Annotated in this window: 20 protein-coding genes and 2 tRNA genes; 11 read left to right on the forward strand and 11 right to left on the reverse strand. The window is 67.3% G+C overall.

The features are described from left to right. Positions 1-203: 203 nt before the first annotated feature. Positions 204-1,082 carry a neutral zinc metallopeptidase gene (locus FB600_RS18100; protein ID WP_096750605.1) on the reverse strand — a complete coding sequence of 293 codons (879 nt, stop codon included), beginning with the start codon at positions 1,080-1,082 and terminating at the stop codon, positions 204-206. A gap of 102 nt (positions 1,083-1,184) precedes the next feature. Next, a complete protein-coding gene (locus FB600_RS18105) occupies positions 1,185-1,622 on the reverse strand; it encodes a PaaI family thioesterase (protein WP_025098073.1) in 438 nt (145 codons plus the stop codon). A 156-nt stretch (positions 1,623-1,778) separates the two neighbouring features. Between FB600_RS18105 and FB600_RS18110 the strand changes: the two genes are divergently transcribed. The 3 genes from FB600_RS18110 (at position 1,779) to FB600_RS18120 (ending at position 4,101) form a co-directional block, all read left to right on the forward strand. Beyond that, complete coding sequence (locus tag FB600_RS18110; protein ID WP_098180828.1) at positions 1,779-2,255, forward strand: winged helix-turn-helix transcriptional regulator; 477 nt, start codon at positions 1,779-1,781, stop codon at positions 2,253-2,255. 672 nt (positions 2,256-2,927) lie between these two features. Continuing rightward, positions 2,928-3,944 (forward strand): tRNA dihydrouridine(20/20a) synthase DusA, encoded by a 1,017-nt coding sequence (gene dusA / locus FB600_RS18115; protein ID WP_036051716.1) that lies wholly within the window; start codon positions 2,928-2,930, stop codon positions 3,942-3,944. Positions 3,945-4,025: 81 nt separating this feature from the next. Further along, positions 4,026-4,101 (forward strand) — tRNA-His (locus FB600_RS18120). Between the two features lie 84 nt (positions 4,102-4,185). Here the strand turns inward: FB600_RS18120 and FB600_RS18125 are convergent. The 6 genes from FB600_RS18125 to ssuD all read right to left on the reverse strand — a co-directional run bounded on the left by FB600_RS18125 (position 4,186) and on the right by ssuD (position 8,056). Beyond that, entirely contained in the window at positions 4,186-4,443 is a 258-nt protein-coding gene (locus tag FB600_RS18125; protein ID WP_013697843.1) for a hypothetical protein, read from the reverse strand. Positions 4,444-4,477: 34 nt separating this feature from the next. Continuing rightward, entirely contained in the window at positions 4,478-4,675 is a 198-nt protein-coding gene (locus tag FB600_RS18130) for a hypothetical protein (protein WP_013697842.1), read from the reverse strand. A gap of 155 nt (positions 4,676-4,830) precedes the next feature. Then, positions 4,831-5,046, reverse strand: coding sequence for a molybdopterin-binding protein (locus FB600_RS18135; protein ID WP_013697841.1), 216 nt, complete (start codon positions 5,044-5,046; stop codon positions 4,831-4,833). Positions 5,047-5,088: 42 nt separating this feature from the next. Beyond that, positions 5,089-6,057, reverse strand: coding sequence for an ATP-binding cassette domain-containing protein (locus tag FB600_RS18140; protein ID WP_145757204.1), 969 nt, complete (start codon positions 6,055-6,057; stop codon positions 5,089-5,091). After that, on the reverse strand, positions 6,054-6,887 hold the full coding sequence (ssuC, locus tag FB600_RS18145) for an aliphatic sulfonate ABC transporter permease SsuC (protein WP_025101273.1): 834 nt from the start codon (positions 6,885-6,887) through the stop codon (positions 6,054-6,056). Before ssuC ends, FB600_RS18140 begins: the two co-directional genes overlap by 4 nt. Before the next feature lie 11 nt (positions 6,888-6,898). Beyond that, entirely contained in the window at positions 6,899-8,056 is a 1,158-nt protein-coding gene (gene ssuD / locus FB600_RS18150) for an FMNH2-dependent alkanesulfonate monooxygenase (RefSeq protein WP_096749052.1), read from the reverse strand. A gap of 379 nt (positions 8,057-8,435) precedes the next feature. Between ssuD and FB600_RS18155 the strand changes: the two genes are divergently transcribed. After that, a complete protein-coding gene (locus FB600_RS18155; protein WP_036041198.1) occupies positions 8,436-8,864 on the forward strand; it encodes a hypothetical protein in 429 nt (142 codons plus the stop codon). A 156-nt stretch (positions 8,865-9,020) separates the two neighbouring features. Here FB600_RS18155 and FB600_RS18160 read toward each other — a convergent pair whose 3' ends face one another. Next, positions 9,021-9,359 carry a DMT family transporter gene (locus tag FB600_RS18160; protein WP_013697836.1) on the reverse strand — a complete coding sequence of 113 codons (339 nt, stop codon included), beginning with the start codon at positions 9,357-9,359 and terminating at the stop codon, positions 9,021-9,023. Positions 9,360-9,365: 6 nt separating this feature from the next. Beyond that, complete coding sequence (locus tag FB600_RS18165) at positions 9,366-9,863, reverse strand: heme-degrading domain-containing protein (RefSeq protein ID WP_096749053.1); 498 nt, start codon at positions 9,861-9,863, stop codon at positions 9,366-9,368. 193 nt (positions 9,864-10,056) lie between these two features. Here FB600_RS18165 and FB600_RS18170 point away from each other — a divergent pair. From FB600_RS18170 to FB600_RS18200, 7 genes are all read left to right on the forward strand, one after another. Next, a tRNA-Met gene (locus tag FB600_RS18170) sits at positions 10,057-10,133 on the forward strand. A 217-nt stretch (positions 10,134-10,350) separates the two neighbouring features. Further along, a complete protein-coding gene (locus tag FB600_RS18175; RefSeq protein WP_036041204.1) occupies positions 10,351-10,896 on the forward strand; it encodes an NUDIX hydrolase in 546 nt (181 codons plus the stop codon). 10 nt (positions 10,897-10,906) lie between these two features. Continuing rightward, the gene (aat, locus tag FB600_RS18180) at positions 10,907-11,650 is read left to right on the forward strand and encodes a leucyl/phenylalanyl-tRNA--protein transferase (protein WP_036051720.1); all 744 of its coding nucleotides are present in this window, start codon (positions 10,907-10,909) and stop codon (positions 11,648-11,650) included. A gap of 431 nt (positions 11,651-12,081) precedes the next feature. Further along, positions 12,082-12,939 (forward strand): arginyltransferase, encoded by an 858-nt coding sequence (locus FB600_RS18185; RefSeq protein WP_098181009.1) that lies wholly within the window; start codon positions 12,082-12,084, stop codon positions 12,937-12,939. Between the two features lie 77 nt (positions 12,940-13,016). Further along, complete coding sequence (locus FB600_RS18190) at positions 13,017-14,045, forward strand: quinone-dependent dihydroorotate dehydrogenase (RefSeq protein WP_096749056.1); 1,029 nt, start codon at positions 13,017-13,019, stop codon at positions 14,043-14,045. 105 nt (positions 14,046-14,150) lie between these two features. Further along, a complete protein-coding gene (locus FB600_RS18195; protein ID WP_145757203.1) occupies positions 14,151-14,945 on the forward strand; it encodes a cystine ABC transporter substrate-binding protein in 795 nt (264 codons plus the stop codon). Positions 14,946-15,052: 107 nt separating this feature from the next. Next, entirely contained in the window at positions 15,053-15,712 is a 660-nt protein-coding gene (locus FB600_RS18200; protein WP_098154128.1) for an amino acid ABC transporter permease, read from the forward strand. Positions 15,713-15,761: 49 nt separating this feature from the next. On the opposite strand, the gene FB600_RS18205 is transcribed toward FB600_RS18200, so the two are convergent. Further along, entirely contained in the window at positions 15,762-16,781 is a 1,020-nt protein-coding gene (locus FB600_RS18205) for a Gfo/Idh/MocA family protein (RefSeq protein ID WP_096749059.1), read from the reverse strand. Positions 16,782-16,792: the final 11 nt, after the last annotated feature.

Genomic DNA, 16,792 nt, shown 5'->3' on the forward strand with positions numbered 1-16,792 from the left:
GGCCCGCCCTGCCGGGGCCCGGCGCGCGATGATGCCCAGGCGCCCGGCGGCGCCGGCCACCGATTGCACCGGATGCGCGGCGAAACGCGGATTATCGCATGCGGCACGCTTCCGGCGACGTTGCGACGCGATCGATGTCGATCGCGATGCGTCGACGGCGCCCGCGGCGCCGGCCGCCCGGCCAGGGCAGCCGTCGCGGCGGCTCAGCGCGAGGCGAAGGTATCGCAGTCGCGCACGTCGCCGCGCTGCATGCCGCGGCGCAGCCAGGCCACGCGCTGCTCGCTGGTGCCGTGCGTGAAGGCATCGGGCACCACATAACCCTGGCTGCGGCGCTGCAGCGTGTCGTCGCCGATCGCGGCGGCCGTCTTCAGGCCCTGCTCGAATTCGCCCGGCTCGATCAGTTGCCGGTTGGCCTGCTGCGCGTTGTAGGCCCACACGCCGGCGAAACAGTCGGCCTGCAGCTCGAGCCGCACCGACAGCCGGTTCGCCTGCGCCTCGGTCAGCCGCTGGCGCGCCGCGTCGACGCGATCCGAGATGCCGAGCAGCTTCTGGACATGGTGGCCGACCTCGTGCGCGATCACGTAGGCCTGCGCGAAATCGCCGCCCGCACCGAATTTCTGGCGCAGTTCGTCGTAGAAACCGAGATCGATATAGACCTTGCGATCCGCCGGGCAGTAGAACGGCCCCATCGCGGTCTGGCCGGTGCCGCAGGCGGTCGAGGTGGCGTGCTCGAACATCACCAGCGTGGGCGGGGAATAGTCGCGATGGAGCTGGCTCGGGAAGATGCCCGACCAGGTGCGTTCGATGTTGCCGAGCACCTTGCGGGTAAAGACGGCACGTGGGTCGTCGCGCCGGGCATTCGATTGCGGGTTGGCGGAAGGCGCCGGCGCCTGGCCCACCTGCTGGCCCTGCAGTATTGCCGCGCCCTGCAGCACGACGCGCGGATCGATGCCGAACAGGTAGGAAGCGGCCAGCGCGACCACGATCGTGCCGATGCCGATCGTCGCGCCCCGCCCCGATCCGCCGAAGCCGCCCCGGCGGTCCTCGACATTCCGGCTTTCGGCTTCGTCATCGAGACGCATCGTCGCTCCGCTCATCAAGGCCGCGGCTGCCGGGACGCGCCGCGAGATGCCCGAAGTATAGCCAAGCGGAAGTCGCGCGAGGCGCCCGTGATGCCCGCCGGTTCAGTCGGGACGCCGGATGAAGCAGGTCGCCGAGCCCTGCGCGATGATCTTGTCGTCGGGCGTCTTGATCGTGCCTTCGGCGACGCCGAGCGTGCGCGACAGATGCGTGACGCGCCCCTCGGCGATCAGCTCGACGTCGCGCGGCACCGGGCGCAGCATCTTCACGTGCAGGTCGACCGTGCCGTAACCCACGCCCTGGTCGAGCATCGAATGCACCGCGCAACCCGTCACCGAATCGAGCACCGTGGCGGCGAAGCCGCCATGCACGCCGCCCAGCGGATTCAGGTGCCGCTCGTCGGCGCGCGCGGTCATCCGGACATAACCGAGTTCGACCGAATCGATCTGCATCGGCATCGTCTCGGTGATCGACGGCGCGGGCACATTCCCGGCCTGGGCGGCGCGCAGCAGGTCGATACCGGAAAAATCGAGCGGTTTCATGGCGTTTCTCCTCGTGGTCCGGCGGGAACAATGCCGTAGTTAGTTCCAAAACAGAACGCATTATTCTTTGCAGGTTTGGCAGTGTCAACGCGGGGATTATCGGTTCGAGTGTCCGTTCTATAATCGAACTCACTTTTGCAGTCGATCGGAGCCGGTATGAAATGGGACGAGGTGGGCGAGATTCCGTGCTCGGTGGCGCGCACACTGGCCGTGCTGGGCGATCGCTGGACCATGCTGGTGCTGCGCAACGCCTTCTTCGGCGTGCGGCGCTTCGATGCCTTCCAGGCCCAGCTCGGCGTTACCAGGCATGTGCTGGCCGAGCGGCTGGCGCGGCTCGTCGACGAGGGCATCTTCGTCAAGCTGCGCTACCAGGAACGCCCGCCGCGCTATGAATACAAGCTCTCCGAGAAGGGGCGCGACCTGTATCCGGTGCTGCTGGCGCTGACCGCCTGGGGCGATCGCTGGAAGGATGAAGGCGCGGGGCCGCCGGTCCTGCTGCGGCACCGCAGTTGCGGCCACCTGGTCAAGCCGGTGATGGTCTGCTCGGAATGCGGGGAACCGCTCGATCCGCGCGAAATCGAGCCCTTGCCGGGCCCGGGCCTGCAGTCGGCGCCCGTCGGCGAAACGCACTGAGCGGAATTGCGCGGGCGATCGGGATGTCGATCGGGCTGCCCTGCTGGCCAGGCAGGCGCCGCGCCGGGATTAAATCCGAGGAATTAACAATCGATACAAATATGCACAATCGAAACGCAAAGTGCCGTTGGCACGTCACCTATACTGTCTGAGCATCGTCTCCTCGTGCCAAAGGATCGATCGCAAAGAAAGCCCCGGCCGCTTCGCGGTTCGGGGCTTTCACCATTTCGGGCGCCGGCATGCGCACGAGACGACGCTGGCGTCCCTGACGACGCGCATAAAAAAGCCCGCTTCGGTTTTGACGAAGCGGGCCAAACTCAAAGCAGCCGAGGCAAGTCAGCTACGTGATGAAGGATAGCGGCAAGCCACGCAAAATCCTTTGCCCTATTCCGCGAGAATTTGCGGGAAATCAATTTCGAGGTGCGGAAGTTCGCTTGGGCGTGCAGGGGTTCGGGGGATGTGCGGTTTCGAGTCGAGCGATCGGGACATTCGAGCACATCGCGACGAGCCGGAAACGGCTCGGGACGTCGTTTTCTCGTCGTTTATAATGTCGCCTTCGCGCCTCATTGCGCGATAAGCCGCCGCGAAACCCCGGCCGGCGGCAAAGCAATGCACGGCCGCGCACCGCCCCGATTCACTCGACTGGATTCAGTTGGAAAGCAGGAAGATTCAATGAAAGCTACACCTCGGCGCCTGTCGGTTGCACCGATGATGGATTGGACCGACCGTCATTGCCGGTCGCTGCATCGGTCGATTTCGCGACATACCTGGCTCTATACCGAAATGGTGACGACCGGCGCCCTGCTGCACGGCGACGTCGCGCGCCATCTCGCGTTCACGCCCGAGGAAGCGCCGGTCGCCCTGCAATTGGGCGGCAGCGAACCCGAGGACCTGGCGAAATCGGCCCGGCTCGGCGAGAACTGGGGCTACGACGAGATCAACCTCAACTGCGGCTGCCCTTCCGAGCGCGTGCAGCGCGGCGCGTTCGGCGCCTGTCTGATGAACGAACCGGCGCTGGTGGCCGATTGCGTGAAGGCGATGCGCGACGCCGTGTCGATCCCGGTGACGGTCAAGCATCGGATCGGCGTCGACGCGGTCGAGGATTACGCGTTCGTGCGCGATTTCGTCGGTACGGTCGCCGAAGCAGGCTGCGAGGTGTTCATCGTCCACGCGCGCAACGCGATCCTGAAGGGGCTCTCGCCGAAGGAAAACCGCGAGATCCCGCCGCTCAAGTACGACTATGCCTACCGCCTCAAGCAGGATTTCCCCGATCTCGAGATCCTCATCAATGGCGGCATCACCACGCTGGACGAAGTCGAGACGCACCTGCAGCACGTCGACGGCGTGATGCTGGGCCGCGAGGCCTATCACAACCCCTTCGTGCTGGCCGAGGTCGACGCGCGTTTCTACGGCGCCGCCGGCCCGGCGCCGACGCGCGAGGAAATCGAGGATCGGCTGATCGCCTATTGCATCGACGAAGTCGCGCGCGGCAACTACCTGGGCGCAATCGTGCGCCACGCGCTCGGCCTCTACCGCGGCGTGCATGGCGCGCGCGGCTGGCGCCGGGTGCTGTCGGACAGCAAGCGCCTGGCGCGCGGCGACGTCGCGGCGATCTTCGCCGAGGCGCGCGCGCACCTGAGCGCGCCGTTCGAAACTCGCTTCGAACCCGCCCCGGCAGAAAATTTTTAAAAGGGGACTAGACAAGGCGAAAACCTGTCCATATAATCTTGTTCTTCGCTGCTGAAACAAAACAACGGCAACGAAACAGTGGTGGCTGTAGCTCAGTTGGTAGAGTCCAGGATTGTGATTCCTGTCGTCGTGGGTTCGAGTCCCATCAGCCACCCCAAAGAATTCAGAAGTGGGTCTAGTTGAAGGCGGCGCCAATCGAAAGATTGGCGCCGTTTTTGTTTTCAGATCACACCGGGCTGGTTCAGGCCGCCTGCGCCCCGCCCGACAACTCCCGATCCACCGCCCCGCGCGCCAGCGCCAGCACCTGGTCGACCACGCTGCGCTCGCTGAGCCACACGCCGTCGACATGCACCAGCCGCCAGCCGATCACCTCGGCCTCGCCGAGCAGCACGCGGTAATGGGCCTTCTCGCCGACCCAGACCTGCTCGGTCTTCACTTCCAGCCGGTAGCCCTTGTACGCCTCGACATAGCCGCCGAGGTCTCGCCCTGTGATATCCATCTTCATTCTCCCGAGCCTCCTCGATCGAAACCGGTCATTCCGATGATTCCGACAGCACGGCCAGGCCGTCGTCGGTCAGTTCGGCATGCCCATGACGGCCCTGGTACACATAGCCGTCGTTGAGCAGCGCATCGATCACGGGGACATATTCGATCGGCACGGGCCGCGCGGCGCCGAACCGATCGATCCATTTCAACGCGTCGATCGCGTCAGGACTGAGTGAGGGCAGCATCGAAATCTCCGCCGTGAAGGAGATTTCATCCTAGCACCTCAATATGAAGCACCGCGACTGATAAAACGAAAAAACGGGGCCGCAAAGCGCGTGCCCCGTCCCTTCTTCGCATGACAGACCCTCGCCGGCAGCGGGCTGGCCGCCCGCGCGCGGCCTCAAAGGCGCGCGATCGATACCTCGGTCGACTTCACCAGCGCGACTACTTCCGCACCGACTTTCAGTTCGAGCTCGTCCACCGAGCGCGTGGTGATCACCGAGGTGACGATGCCGAAGGGCGTGTCGACGTCGACCTCGGATACCACCGGCCCACGGATGATTTCCTTGACCTTGCCCTTGAACTGGTTGCGTACGTTGATGGCGATGATGCTCATTGATTGGCTCCGATAGGTTCGGTGAAACGGGGCCGGGCGGCGTCAGACCGCCCAGCGGATACGGGTTGCGGGGGCCGGCACCTCGAAGGCATCGGGCGCGTCGACCACGGGGCCGCCCTCGAGCACGCGTCGCAGCACGCGATCCTCGAGCGCGGCGAAGGCCGCCGAGGCCCGCGCGCGCGGTCGTTCGAGCGGCACCGGCTGGTCGAGCGCGATCTTTCCCGACTCGATCAGCAGGATCCGGTCGCCGAGCGCGACAGCTTCCTGCACGTCATGCGTGACCAGCAGCGCGGTGAAGCGATGCTCGCGCCAGAGACGCTCGATCAGCGCATGCATCTCGATGCGGGTGAGCGCGTCGAGCGCGCCGAGCGGCTCGTCGAGCAGCAGCAGCTGCGGACGATGCACCAGCGCGCGCGCCAGGGCCACGCGCTGGCGCTGGCCGCCCGACAATTGCGCCGGCCAGTCGTTGGCGCGTTCGAGCAGGCCCACCTCGTCGAGCACGGCGCGCGCGTCCTCACGCGAACGGCGGCCGAGGCCGAGCATCACGTTCTGCAGCACGGTCTTCCAGGGCAGCAGGCGCGCGTCCTGGAACATGATCCGCGTGTCGAGCGCCTCGCCGGTCTCGCTGCGCTTCACCAGCGCCCCGTCGCTCGGCTTCTCGAGTTCGGCGATCAGGCGCAACAGCGTGGACTTGCCGCAGCCGCTGCGCCCGACGATGGCGACGAAGCTGCCGCGCTCGATCGACAGGTTGAAGTCGCTCAATACCGCACGCTCGCCATAGCGCTTGCCGACCTGGCGCAGCTCGATCGAATGGTCGGCGCTACGTGCGCTCGCGCCCGCCACCGCCGCCTCGCGGCGCCGCGCGAGCGGCACCACGTGCGCGCCGGCATCGTGTTCGAGCACGGCCGCCGCCTGGCGGTCGCCGTCGCTAATGCGCGCCTGGGCGAGTTCGGTATCGAGATCGGCGCCGGCGATCGGGCCGTGGCCGGGGTTCAGGGTGCTCGCATTCATGACTTGGCTCCCGGTTGATACGCGGGGTGCCAGCGCAGCGTCGCGCGTTCGAGCCACTTGGCGAGCACGTCGGCGAGCTTGCCGAGGATCGCGTACAGCAGGATGCCGACCACCACCACATCGGTTTGCAGGAATTCGCGCGCGTTCATCGTCATGTAGCCGATGCCCGATTGCGCCGAGATCGTCTCGGCCACGATCAGCATCACCCACATCAGGCCGAGCGCGAAACGCACGCCGACCAGGATCGACGGCAACGCGCCGGGCAGGATCACGTCGCGGTAGAGCGCGAAGCCCTTCACGCCGTAGCTCTTGGCCATCTCGATCAGGTTCGCGTCGACCGAGCGGATCCCGTGGTAGGTGTTGATGTAGATCGGGAAGAACACGCCGAGCGAGACCAGGAACAGCTTGGCCTTCTCGTCGATGCCGAACCACAGGATCACCAGCGGGATCATCGCCAGCGCGGGAATGTTGCGGATCATCTGGATGGTCGAATCGAGCGCGACCTCGGCGGCCTTCGACAGCCCGGTGGCGAGGCCGAGCACGAGGCCCACGCCGCCGCCGATCGCGAAGCCGACCAGCGCGCGCCAGGTGCTGACCTTGACGTTGGCCCACATGTCGCCCGATTCGATCAGCGACCAGGCCGCGCGCACCACCGCGAGCGGTTCGGGCAGCACGCGGGTGGACAGCGCGCCGGTACGCGCGGCCAGTTCCCAGGCCACGATCAGGCCGATCGGTACCAGCCAGGGGGCGATCGCGCGCCAGCCGCGTCGTGCCACGCCGCGGCCGATCGAGCGGGACCGGGCCTGAGTCTGCAGTGCAGGAGTTGCCATGCGCGCCTCCCTCAGCTCTGGCTCGCCTTGGGCGCGTAATGATTGCCGACCACCTCGCCGAACGGCCCCGACAACGGCCCGCTGCGGCGCGTGGCGCTCTCGCCCTTGATCAGCGGGAACACCAGCTCGGCAAAACGATAAGACTCCTCGAGATGCGGGTAGCCCGACAGGATGAAGGTCTCGATGCCGAGCGCCTGGTACTCGCGCATGCGCTCGGCCACCTGCTCGGCGCTGCCGACCAGGGCCGTGCCGGCGCCGCCGCGCACCAGGCCGACGCCGGCCCACAGGTTCGGATAGACCTCCAGGTCCTGGCGCGAACCGCGCTTGCCGCCGTGCAGCGCGGCCATCCGGCGCTGCCCTTCCGAATCCATCTTCGCGAAGGCCTGCTGAGCCCGCGCGATGGTGGCGTCGTCGAGGCGGCTGATCAGCTTGTCGGCATCGGCCCAGGCCTCTTCCTCGGTCTCGCGCACGATCACGTGCAGGCGGATCCCGAACTTGATCTTGCGGCCGCGCGCCTCGGCGCGCGCCCGGATGTCGGCGATCTTCCTCGCCACCGCCTCGGGCGGCTCGCCCCAGGTCAGGTAGGTATCGATATGGTCGGCCGCGATCTGGTGCGCCGCAGGCGAGGAACCGCCGAACCACAGCGGCGGATGCGGCTCCTGGACCGGCGGATAGAGCAGCTTGCCGCCCTTCGACTGCAGGTGCCTGCCGTCGAAATCGACCGTGCCGTCCTGGTGCGATTTCGCCAGCAGCTCGCGCCAGATATGCAGGAATTCGTCGGTGATCTGGTAGCGCGTATCGTGGTCGACGAACACGCCGTCGCCCTCGAGCTCGGCGGTGTCGCCGCCGGTCACCACGTTGATCAGCAGGCGCCCTTCCGAGAGCCGGTCGAAGGTCGAGGCCATGCGCGCCGACAGCCCCGGCGAGGACAGCCCGGGCCGCACCGCGACCAGGAACTTCAGGCGCTTGGTGGCCGGGATCAGGCTCGAGGCGACCACCCACGCGTCCTCGCAGGAACGGCCGGTCGGCAGCAGCACGCCTTCGTAGCCGAGCGTGTCGGCCGCCACGGCGACCTGCCTGAAGTAATCGTAATCGGCCGCGCGCGCGCCTTCGGAGGTACCGAGGTAGCGGCTGTCGCCGTGCGTCGGAATAAACCAGAACACATTCATCTGCTGCTCCTGCCTGACTGTTCTTGCAAAAAATTCGGGCAAAGCGAGACCCTCGGCGCCAATTGGGCACCGAACAGGATCGTCTGCCGGGAATGGGTCTCGCCGGATCGAAACCGGATCGAAGCGCGCGGCGGCCGAGCTGGCCGTGCACGGGAAGACGGGCTTTACCGTCTCTGGGAAATCAGTCTAGGGAGGGGGGCATCGTTTAGGAACGATTTTTTTGAGCTTAGGTTTTCCGCTTTCGTGATTTGCGCGCTGCTGCAGCGAATATCGCGGCGCGTGGACGGTCGGACCCCGACTCACCCCTCTATAATGGCGAACCCGAATCCGACCAACCCGCGCACCCGGCCCGGCGCCGCGCGCGCCCAAGCTCGCTCCGATGCAGAAAGTCATCCTGCCGTTCCTGTCCGGCTTCCTCGCCGCCCTGTTCTTCCGCGAAGCGACGCTCGCCCTGCTGCACGCGGCCGGGCTGATCGACACGGCCGGCTTCTCGGTCGAGCCGTTCCTGCCGTTCGGCATGCCGGAGTTCATCGTCAACGCGCTGATCAGCGCGTGCTGGGCGATCCTGATGGCCTGGCTGCTGCGCGTCGCGCCCGAGCGGCGCGCGCCGTGGATCCAGGCGCTGGTGTTCGGCGGCATCGTGCCGACCGCGGCGCGCGTGTTCGCGATCGATCCGCTGCGCGGCATCTGGCCGGCCGGCAACATGCTCTCGCCGCTGGCGGTGGGCTTCGCGGCCAATGCGATCTGGGGCTGGGGAGCGCTGGTGTTCATGCGCGCCTTCATGTCGGACGACGATTACGAGGACTGAGCGGCGCGCCGCTCGCTCGACCCGGCGCGGCCAGATGATCATGCCGGCCGCGCCGCCCTGCTCTATTCCCGCACCGTTCTCTTCCCTCTCCTGATCACAAGGCTCGATCACGCAGCGGATGCGTATCGACGACCCAGGAACGCCGAACCCTCCCGATCAGTGCGCCTGCATCTTCGAGAACAGGTTCAGCACCACCACGCCGGCGATGATCAACGCGAGGCCGATCACGGCCGGCAAGTCGGGCACCTGGCGATACAGCACGATCGCCACCAGCGTGATCAGCACGATGCCGGCGCCGGACCAGATCGCGTAGACGATGCCGACCGGCATGCTCTTGAGCGTGAGCGACAGCCCATAGAACGCGACGCCGTAACCGGCGATCACAATCACGGTCGGCAGCAGTCGGGTGAACCCTTCGGAAGCGCGCAAGGCGGAGGTCCCGATCACCTCGGCGACGATCGCGATGGCGAGCCAGGCATAGGCGGGCAGCTTCATGATCGGCTACTCCCCTGCCAGCGCGAGCGCGGCATAGTCATGGCCGAGCTCGGCGCACAAGGCCTCGACCACGAACTCGTGATCGGCGCGCTGCGGCAGCCCCGAGACGGTGATCGTGCCGATCACGCCGGCGCCCGCCACCGTCAACGGAAACGCGCCGCCATGCGAGGCGTATTCAGTCTCGGGCAGGCCGTGCTTCTCGGCCAGCGTGGTGCCGGCCTGCTTCATGCGCAGGCCGATCGCGTAGGAGCTGCGCCGAAAGTGCGCGACCGTGTTGCGCTTGCGCGCGACCCAGGCGACGTTGTCGGGCGTGGCGCCCTCGAGCGCCGCGAAGAACAGCGGCAGGCCGAAGCCGGCGATCTCGATGGCCACAGCGTGGCCGCGCGCCACCGCCATCTCGCGCAGGCGCGTGCCGAGCGTCCAGGCGCGGGCCGTGTCGAATCGGGGAAAGACCAGGGTGTGTTCCTGAACCAGGATCGATTGCAGATCGTGTGCGAAGTCCATAAGCAGGCGTCGAGATGGGCAGGCATCGTGAGCTGCGCGCATCGGCGCACGCTGCCCCGCCACGTGATGGGAAGGATCGGAAACCTCCGGGAGATTCTAGCCCAGCGTCCCTCGCCAACGGCGAGATGACGGGGACAGATAAAACGCTTGCACGATCTTCAAGAAGTCCATATAATTTAATTCTTCTGACGGACGCGGGGTGGAGCAGTCTGGCAGCTCGTCGGGCTCATAACCCGAAGGTCGTAGGTTCAAATCCTACCCCCGCAACCAAGTTGGAAAGATGATGGGTCACGGCACTTGAGGCTGGTGGCCCATTTTCTTTTTCGGCGTCCCTTCCGCTATCCTCGGCGGTTCGTCCGCCGCAGCGACCGACCGGCACGAACCACCTCGAGGACATCGCGCCGACGCGCTTCGCGGCGCCGTCCGAGCGTTCGAGAATGCCCCCGCCCGGTGATACACTCGCATCACCTTTTCGTTCCCCATCTCTATGAAATTCTGCTCAGTCTGCGGCCACGAAGTCATCTCGCGCATCCCTTCCGGCGACAACCGCGAACGCTTCGTCTGCGACCAATGCGGCACGATCCACTACCAGAATCCGCGCAACGTGGTCGGCACGGTGCCGGTCTGGGGTGATCAGGTGCTGCTGTGCCGGCGCGCGATCGAGCCGCGCCACGGCTACTGGACGCTGCCGGCGGGCTTCATGGAGATGGGCGAGACGACCTCCGAGGCCGCCGCGCGCGAGACGCTCGAGGAAGCGGGCGCGCAGGTCGAGGTGCAGAACCTGTTCACGCTGCTGAACGTGCCGCACGTGCACCAGGTCCATCTGTTCTACCTGGCGCGCCTGACCGGCCCCGAGTACGAGGCCGGCGAGGAAAGCCTGGAGGTACGCCTGTTCGACGAGGCCGAGATTCCCTGGGACGACATCGCCTTCCCGACCGTCAGCCAGACCCTGCGCCTGTTCTTCGCCGACCGCGCCGCCGGCAGCTTCGGCGTTCACACCGGCGACATCTTCCGCTCGCTGCGCAACGGCTGACGGGCGCCGCATGGTTCCCTGGCTCGCGGCCGACGATCCCTTCCCGAGCGTCGAACAGGCGCTCGGCCCCGCCAGCGGCGCACCGGGCCTGCTCGCCGCGAGCGCCGAGCTGCGGCCCGAGCGCGTGGCCGAGGCCTATCATCGCGGCATCTTCCCCTGGTATTCCGACGGCCAGCCCGTGCTGTGGTGGAGCCCCGATCCGCGCATGATCCTGGCGCCGGCCGAGTTCCGCGTCTCCGTCACGTTTCGCAAGACGCTGCGCCGCGTGCTGCGCGACACGCGCTGGGAGATCCGCGTCGACCATGATTTCCCCGCCGTGATGCGTGCCTGCGCGCAGGCACCGCGCGAAGGCCAGCGCGGCACCTGGATCACCGACGAGATCGTCGCGGCCTACAGCGCGCTGCATCGCGACGGGCACGCCCACAGCATCGAGACCTGGCACGACGGCGAACGCGTCGGCGGACTCTATGGCGTGGCCTTCGGCACCATGTTCTTCGGCGAGTCGATGTTCGCGAAGGCCAGCGACGCCTCGAAGATCGCGCTCGCCGGCCTGGTCGCGCACCTGCTCGCGCACCAGGTGACGATGATCGACTGCCAGCAGAACACCGCACACCTGGCTTCGCTCGGCGGCCGCGAGATCGATCGCCGCGAGTTCGTCGCGCATGTGAGAGACAACGTCGGCCGCGAGCCGATCCCCTGGCGCTTCGACAAGCAGGTGCTCACGCGACTGACCGGCTCCGCCGCCCAGGACTGACCCGCCGCGCGCAACGCGCGAGTTCGGCCGCCGCCCCGATCTATTAACGTTCCCGCCTCGCGCCGTCGCACTACCGCGCAACAGGCGCCGGACACCGCCCGCAACCCGCAGCAAGCCTGCTCGCGACAATGCCGCCGAAGCCCGCGCCGCCCCCTCCTCACGGCGGTATTTTTCATGTTACCTTTGTCGTCATCCGACCGGCCGGCGCTCGCCGAGGCCGGCACCATCCGACAAGACATCCGATGCCCACCCTGACGATTCGTCCCCCGTTCGCGCCGCGTCCCGCGTCGGTTGCCGCACGCGCCTCGCGCGTCGTGAGCCGCCGCGCCGGGCCCGCCTGCGGGATCCGTTCGGGTCCGGCTCGGCGTGCATTGCGGTCCGGCGATCTGCGCCGGGCCCGCTGACGCGAACCTCCGCCTCGAGAGCTGCCCATGACTCATCCCACCGAGTTGCCGCTTTCACCGCTTTCGGCCCTGCAGTTCTATGCAACGGCGCCCTACCCCTGCAGTTATCTCGATGGCCGCGTGGCCCGCTCGCAGGTCGCCACGCCCAGCCACCTGATCAATTCCGACATCTACACCGAACTCGTCAAGGCCGGCTTTCGCCGCTCGGGCGTGTTCACCTATCGCCCCTACTGCGATGGCTGCCGCGCCTGCATTCCTGTGCGCGTGCCGGTCGACGCCTTCGAGCCGAATCGCACCCAGCGCAAGATGTGGAGCCGGCATCGCGGCCTGGTCGCGACCGTCTCGCCGCTGCACTACGACGAGGAACACTACGCGCTCTACATGCGCTACCAGTCGGCGCGGCACGCCGGCGGCGGCATGGATCGCGACAGTCGCGACCAGTACGAGCAGTTCCTGCTGCAGAGCCGGATCAATTCGCGGCTGGTCGAATTCCGCGACGCGAGCCCCGCCGAGACGGCGGACCGCGACGGCCAGCCGGCCGACGCGCCCGGCACGCTGCGCATGATCAGCATGATCGACATCCTCGGCGACGGGCTGTCCTCGGTCTACACCTTCTTCGAGCCGGAAGACCCGCGCCGCAGCTACGGCACCTACAACATCCTCTGGCAGATCGAGCAGGCACGCAGCCTGCGTTTGCCCTACGTCTATCTCGGCTACTGGATCCGCGAGAGCCAGAAGATGGCCTACAAGGCGAACTTCCGTCCGCTCGAGGGCCTGGTCGACGGGCGCTGGCGGCCGCTCGACCCGGCCACCGTGAACCTGCCCCCCGTCGACGCGGCGCTGGCCCGCGCGCCCTTGCCCGGCGGCATCGGCGGCCAGCGCTGAGGCACGGGCTGGCCGAACGCCGGTCGCGTTCGGTTAAAATGCCGGGTTATCCATTTTCAGGCCCCGGCCCCCTCGTCGTGTTCAGCTCCCTTTATCCGCTCGCCCGCGCGTCCCTGTTCAAGATGGACGCCGAAGATGCTCACCACCTGACGCTGCGCATGCTCGGCGCCGCCGGCCGCACCGGGCTCGCGAGCCTGCTCGCGCCCAGCGTGCCGGAGGTGCCGCGCACCGTGATGGGCCTCACGTTCCGCAACCCGGTCGGGCTCGCGGCGGGACTCGACAAGGACGGCGCCTGCATCGACGGCCTGGCCGCGCTCGGCTTCGGCTTCATCGAGGTCGGCACGGTCACGCCGCGCGCGCAGCCGGGCAATCCGCGCCCGCGCATCTTCCGCCTGCCCGAGGCGGGCGCGGTGATCAACCGGATGGGCTTCAACAACCACGGTGTCGACCAGTTCGTGAAGAACGTGCAGGCGGCCCGCTACCGCGGCGTGCTGGGCCTGAACATCGGCAAGAACGCCGATACACCGATCGAGCGCGCGGCCGAGGACTATCTCTACTGCCTCGAGCGCGTCTATCCGTTCGCGAGCTACGTGACGATCAACATCTCCTCGCCGAACACCAAGAACCTGCGCCAACTGCAAGGCACCAACGAGCTCGACGCGCTGCTCGCCGCGCTCAAGGACAAGCAGGCGCGCCTGGCCGACCTGCACGGCAAGCTGGTGCCGCTCGCGCTGAAGATCGCCCCCGATCTCGACGACGAGCAGGTCAAGGAAATCGCCGCGCTGCTGCTGCGCCACCGGATCGAGGCGGTGATCGCCACCAACACCACGCTCTCGCGCAGCGCCGTGCAGGGCCTGCCGCATGCCGAGGAAACCGGCGGCCTGTCGGGCCGCCCGGTGTTCGAGGCGTCCAACGAGGTGATCCGCAAGCTGCACGCCGAACTCGGCGCGGCGGTGCCGATCATTGGGGTTGGCGGCATCTTTTCGGGCGAGGACGCGCGTGCGAAACTCGCCGCCGGTGCCGCGCTGGTGCAGCTCTACACGGGCTTCATCTACCGCGGCCCGCCGCTGGTGGCCGATTGCGTGAAGGCGATCGCGCGCGGCTGAAACCGGTTATATAGAAATAGACAAACGATAGTTAGACATCGATTGCCTCGTCGCTATGATGCCTGCCTGTCGTCAACGCCCGCTGCGGGCATTACAGGGTAAAGAATGAAGATTGTGTCGCTGAAGAAGCTCCTGACCGCCGCGCTGATCGGCGCCTCGTTCGTCGCCGCCACCTCCCACGCGGCCGACCTGCTCGACGAAGCCAAGCAGCGCGGCACGCTGCGCATCGGCCTGGAGGGCACCTTCCCGCCGTTCAACTCGAAGGCGCCGTCGGGCGAGCTGGTCGGCTACGACGTCGACATCGCCAGGGCCGTGGCCGCCAAGCTCGGCCTCAAGCCGGAATTTGTCACCACCGAATGGAGCGGCATCATCGCCGGCCTGCAGGCGGGCAAGTTCGACGTGATCGTGAACCAGGTGGGCGTGACCGACAAGCGCAAGGAAGTGCTCGACTTCTCGCCGGCCTATACCTACTCGGCCGCGCAGCTGATCCAGCGCAAGGACGACACGCGCAACTTCAAGTCGCTCGACGATCTGAAGGGCAAGAAGCTCGGCGTGGGCCTCGGCACCAACTACATGGACATGGCCAAGTCGGTGCCCGGCATCGACGTCAAGACCTACCCGGGCGCGCCCGAGTACCTGCGCGACCTGGCCGCCGGCCGCCTGGACGCGGCGCTCAACGACCGCCTGATGCTGGCCTACCTGCTGAAGAACTCGCAGCTGCCGCTGCGCACCGGCGCGACGCTGGAAGCCGGCCAGCCTTCGGCGATCCCGTTCAAGAAGGGCAATCCGAAATTCGCCAAGGCGATCGACGACGCGATGACCCAGCTCGAGGCCGACGGCACCTTCACGAAGATCTCGGACAAGTGGTTCGGCATCGACGTCTCGAAGCCGCTCAAGTAAAGCGGCACGCGTGACGACGAAGGGCGGCATCGGTGACGATGCCGCCCTTCGTTTTGTTTCCGCTCGGTTTATTATTGCGCTTTTCGCGCCCGCCCCAACCGCCCCACATGTCGATCCCATCCCTGCTCGTCGATTCGCTGCCCGTGCTTGCGCAGGGCGCGGTCCTGACCGTCAAGTTCGCCGTCCTGTCGATGGTGTTCGGCCTCGCCCTCGCCGTGGTGCTGGCGCTGATGGGCATCGCCCGCAACCGCGTGCTGAACGCGATCGCGCGCATCTACGTGAGCCTGATGCGCGGCACGCCGCTGCTGGTGCAGATCTTCGTGATCTACTACGGCCTGCCGAGCCTGGGCATCTCGCTCGATCCGACGCCGGCCGGCGTGATCGCGCTGTCGGCCAACGTCGCGGCCTACATGTCCGAAAGCATGCGCGGCGCGATCCTCGGCATCGAGAGCGGCCAGTGGCTCGCTTCTTACAGCCTGGGCCTGTCCTGGGGGCAGACGCTGCGCTACGTGATCGGCCCGCAGGCGCTGCGCATCGCCGTGCCGAGCCTGTCGAACAGCCTGATCAGCCTGATCAAGGACACCTCGCTGGTATCGGTGATCACCGTCACCGAGCTGCTGCGCAGCGCCCAGGAAATCATCGCCTCGACCTACCAGCCGCTGCCGCTCTACCTGGCCGCGGCTGCCGTCTACTGGGTGCTCTGCCAGGTGCTCGAATGGGTGCAGCGCTGGTGGGAACGCCGGCTCGCCCTGCCGACTCGCCACTGAAGTCGCGCGAGCGAGCCGGGCTCGCTCGCCCCTTCGTTCACCCTCTCGCTCAAGCCGCGCCGGAATCCCGGTCCGCCGCGAAACGCACGCCGAGCGCCGCGCGCGCGGCATCGGTCATCGCGATCATGCGACGCGAATGCGCGTGCGTCATCACCGGGCTTTCGGTCAGCCCCTCGCGCAGCAGCGCGCAGAAGTGCTCGGTCTCGTAGTTGAGGCCGCCGCCCGAAAACGGCTCGTCGAGCTCGACCACCCGACCGTCGACATAGCGGATCGTCGCCTTGGCCGGGTTCCACCAATTCTCGTGGATCGTCACGGTGCCGCCCTCGGCGGCCAGCAGCGCGTCGCCGCGCCCCGCAAGGTCCAGCCCGCAGAACAATTGCGCGATGCCCTGCTCGTGGCGGCTGTTCAGGCTCGCGAACAGGTCGACGCCGGTCGCGCCGAGCCGGCCCAGCGTCTGCACCTCGAGCGGCTCGCCGAGCCAGTCGACCGCCAGGAACATCTCGTAGATGCCGATATCGAGCAGCGCGCCGCCCGCGCCCTCGAAGCTGAAGCTGGGATGATCGGCCGGCACCGTCGCGATCGAGCAGCCGGCCCGCACCAGCCGGATCGGGCCGACCGGATCCTGCGCCAGGTGCTCGCGCAGGCGCCGGTACAGCGGATAAAACGGCGGCTTCATCGCCTCCATGAACAGCAGCCCGGCCGACTTCGCGGCCGCCAGCACCGCGTCGAGCTCGTGCGCGTTGACGGTGGCCGGCTTCTCGCAGAGCACGGCCTTGCCGGCCGCGAGCGCGGCCAGCGCATAGGCGGCATGGCTGTCGTTGTGGGTGGCGATGTAGATCGCGTCGAGATCGGATGCGCAGAGCGCCTCGAAACTCGCCACCGGCGAGCCGCCGAGCTCGGCGCAGAAGCCGGCGGCCGCTTCGGCGCGGCGCGCCCAGACGTGGGTGAGCGTGGCGCCCGCCACGTGCTGCAGCGATTGCGCGAAGCGACGCGCGATCGCGCCGGCACCGACGATGCCGAAACGAATCGTGCGGAGCGCCGGGTTCGATTGGGAAGAGGAAAGGCTCATGGGAATCGGAA

It is taken from the genome of Burkholderia sp. SJZ089, from assembly GCF_007828315.1.
GTDB classification, from domain to species: Bacteria; Pseudomonadota; Gammaproteobacteria; order Burkholderiales; family Burkholderiaceae; genus Burkholderia; species Burkholderia gladioli.

Coding starts and splice junctions, on each gene's coding strand:
- FB600_RS18100 (WP_096750605.1), bottom strand. CDS start 1,082: ATGCGTCTCGATGACGAAGCCGAAAGCCGGAATGTCGAGGACCGCCGG.
- FB600_RS18105 (WP_025098073.1), bottom strand. CDS start 1,622: ATGAAACCGCTCGATTTTTCCGGTATCGACCTGCTGCGCGCCGCCCAG.
- FB600_RS18110 (WP_098180828.1), top strand. CDS start 1,779: ATGAAATGGGACGAGGTGGGCGAGATTCCGTGCTCGGTGGCGCGCACA.
- dusA (WP_036051716.1), top strand. CDS start 2,928: ATGAAAGCTACACCTCGGCGCCTGTCGGTTGCACCGATGATGGATTGG.
- FB600_RS18125 (WP_013697843.1), bottom strand. CDS start 4,443: ATGGATATCACAGGGCGAGACCTCGGCGGCTATGTCGAGGCGTACAAG.
- FB600_RS18130 (WP_013697842.1), bottom strand. CDS start 4,675: ATGCTGCCCTCACTCAGTCCTGACGCGATCGACGCGTTGAAATGGATC.
- FB600_RS18135 (WP_013697841.1), bottom strand. CDS start 5,046: ATGAGCATCATCGCCATCAACGTACGCAACCAGTTCAAGGGCAAGGTC.
- FB600_RS18140 (WP_145757204.1), bottom strand. CDS start 6,057: ATGAATGCGAGCACCCTGAACCCCGGCCACGGCCCGATCGCCGGCGCC.
- ssuC (WP_025101273.1), bottom strand. CDS start 6,887: ATGGCAACTCCTGCACTGCAGACTCAGGCCCGGTCCCGCTCGATCGGC.
- ssuD (WP_096749052.1), bottom strand. CDS start 8,056: ATGAATGTGTTCTGGTTTATTCCGACGCACGGCGACAGCCGCTACCTC.
- FB600_RS18155 (WP_036041198.1), top strand. CDS start 8,436: ATGCAGAAAGTCATCCTGCCGTTCCTGTCCGGCTTCCTCGCCGCCCTG.
- FB600_RS18160 (WP_013697836.1), bottom strand. CDS start 9,359: ATGAAGCTGCCCGCCTATGCCTGGCTCGCCATCGCGATCGTCGCCGAG.
- FB600_RS18165 (WP_096749053.1), bottom strand. CDS start 9,863: ATGGACTTCGCACACGATCTGCAATCGATCCTGGTTCAGGAACACACC.
- FB600_RS18175 (WP_036041204.1), top strand. CDS start 10,351: ATGAAATTCTGCTCAGTCTGCGGCCACGAAGTCATCTCGCGCATCCCT.
- aat (WP_036051720.1), top strand. CDS start 10,907: ATGGTTCCCTGGCTCGCGGCCGACGATCCCTTCCCGAGCGTCGAACAG.
- FB600_RS18185 (WP_098181009.1), top strand. CDS start 12,082: ATGACTCATCCCACCGAGTTGCCGCTTTCACCGCTTTCGGCCCTGCAG.
- FB600_RS18195 (WP_145757203.1), top strand. CDS start 14,151: ATGAAGATTGTGTCGCTGAAGAAGCTCCTGACCGCCGCGCTGATCGGC.
- FB600_RS18200 (WP_098154128.1), top strand. CDS start 15,053: ATGTCGATCCCATCCCTGCTCGTCGATTCGCTGCCCGTGCTTGCGCAG.
- FB600_RS18205 (WP_096749059.1), bottom strand. CDS start 16,781: ATGAGCCTTTCCTCTTCCCAATCGAACCCGGCGCTCCGCACGATTCGT.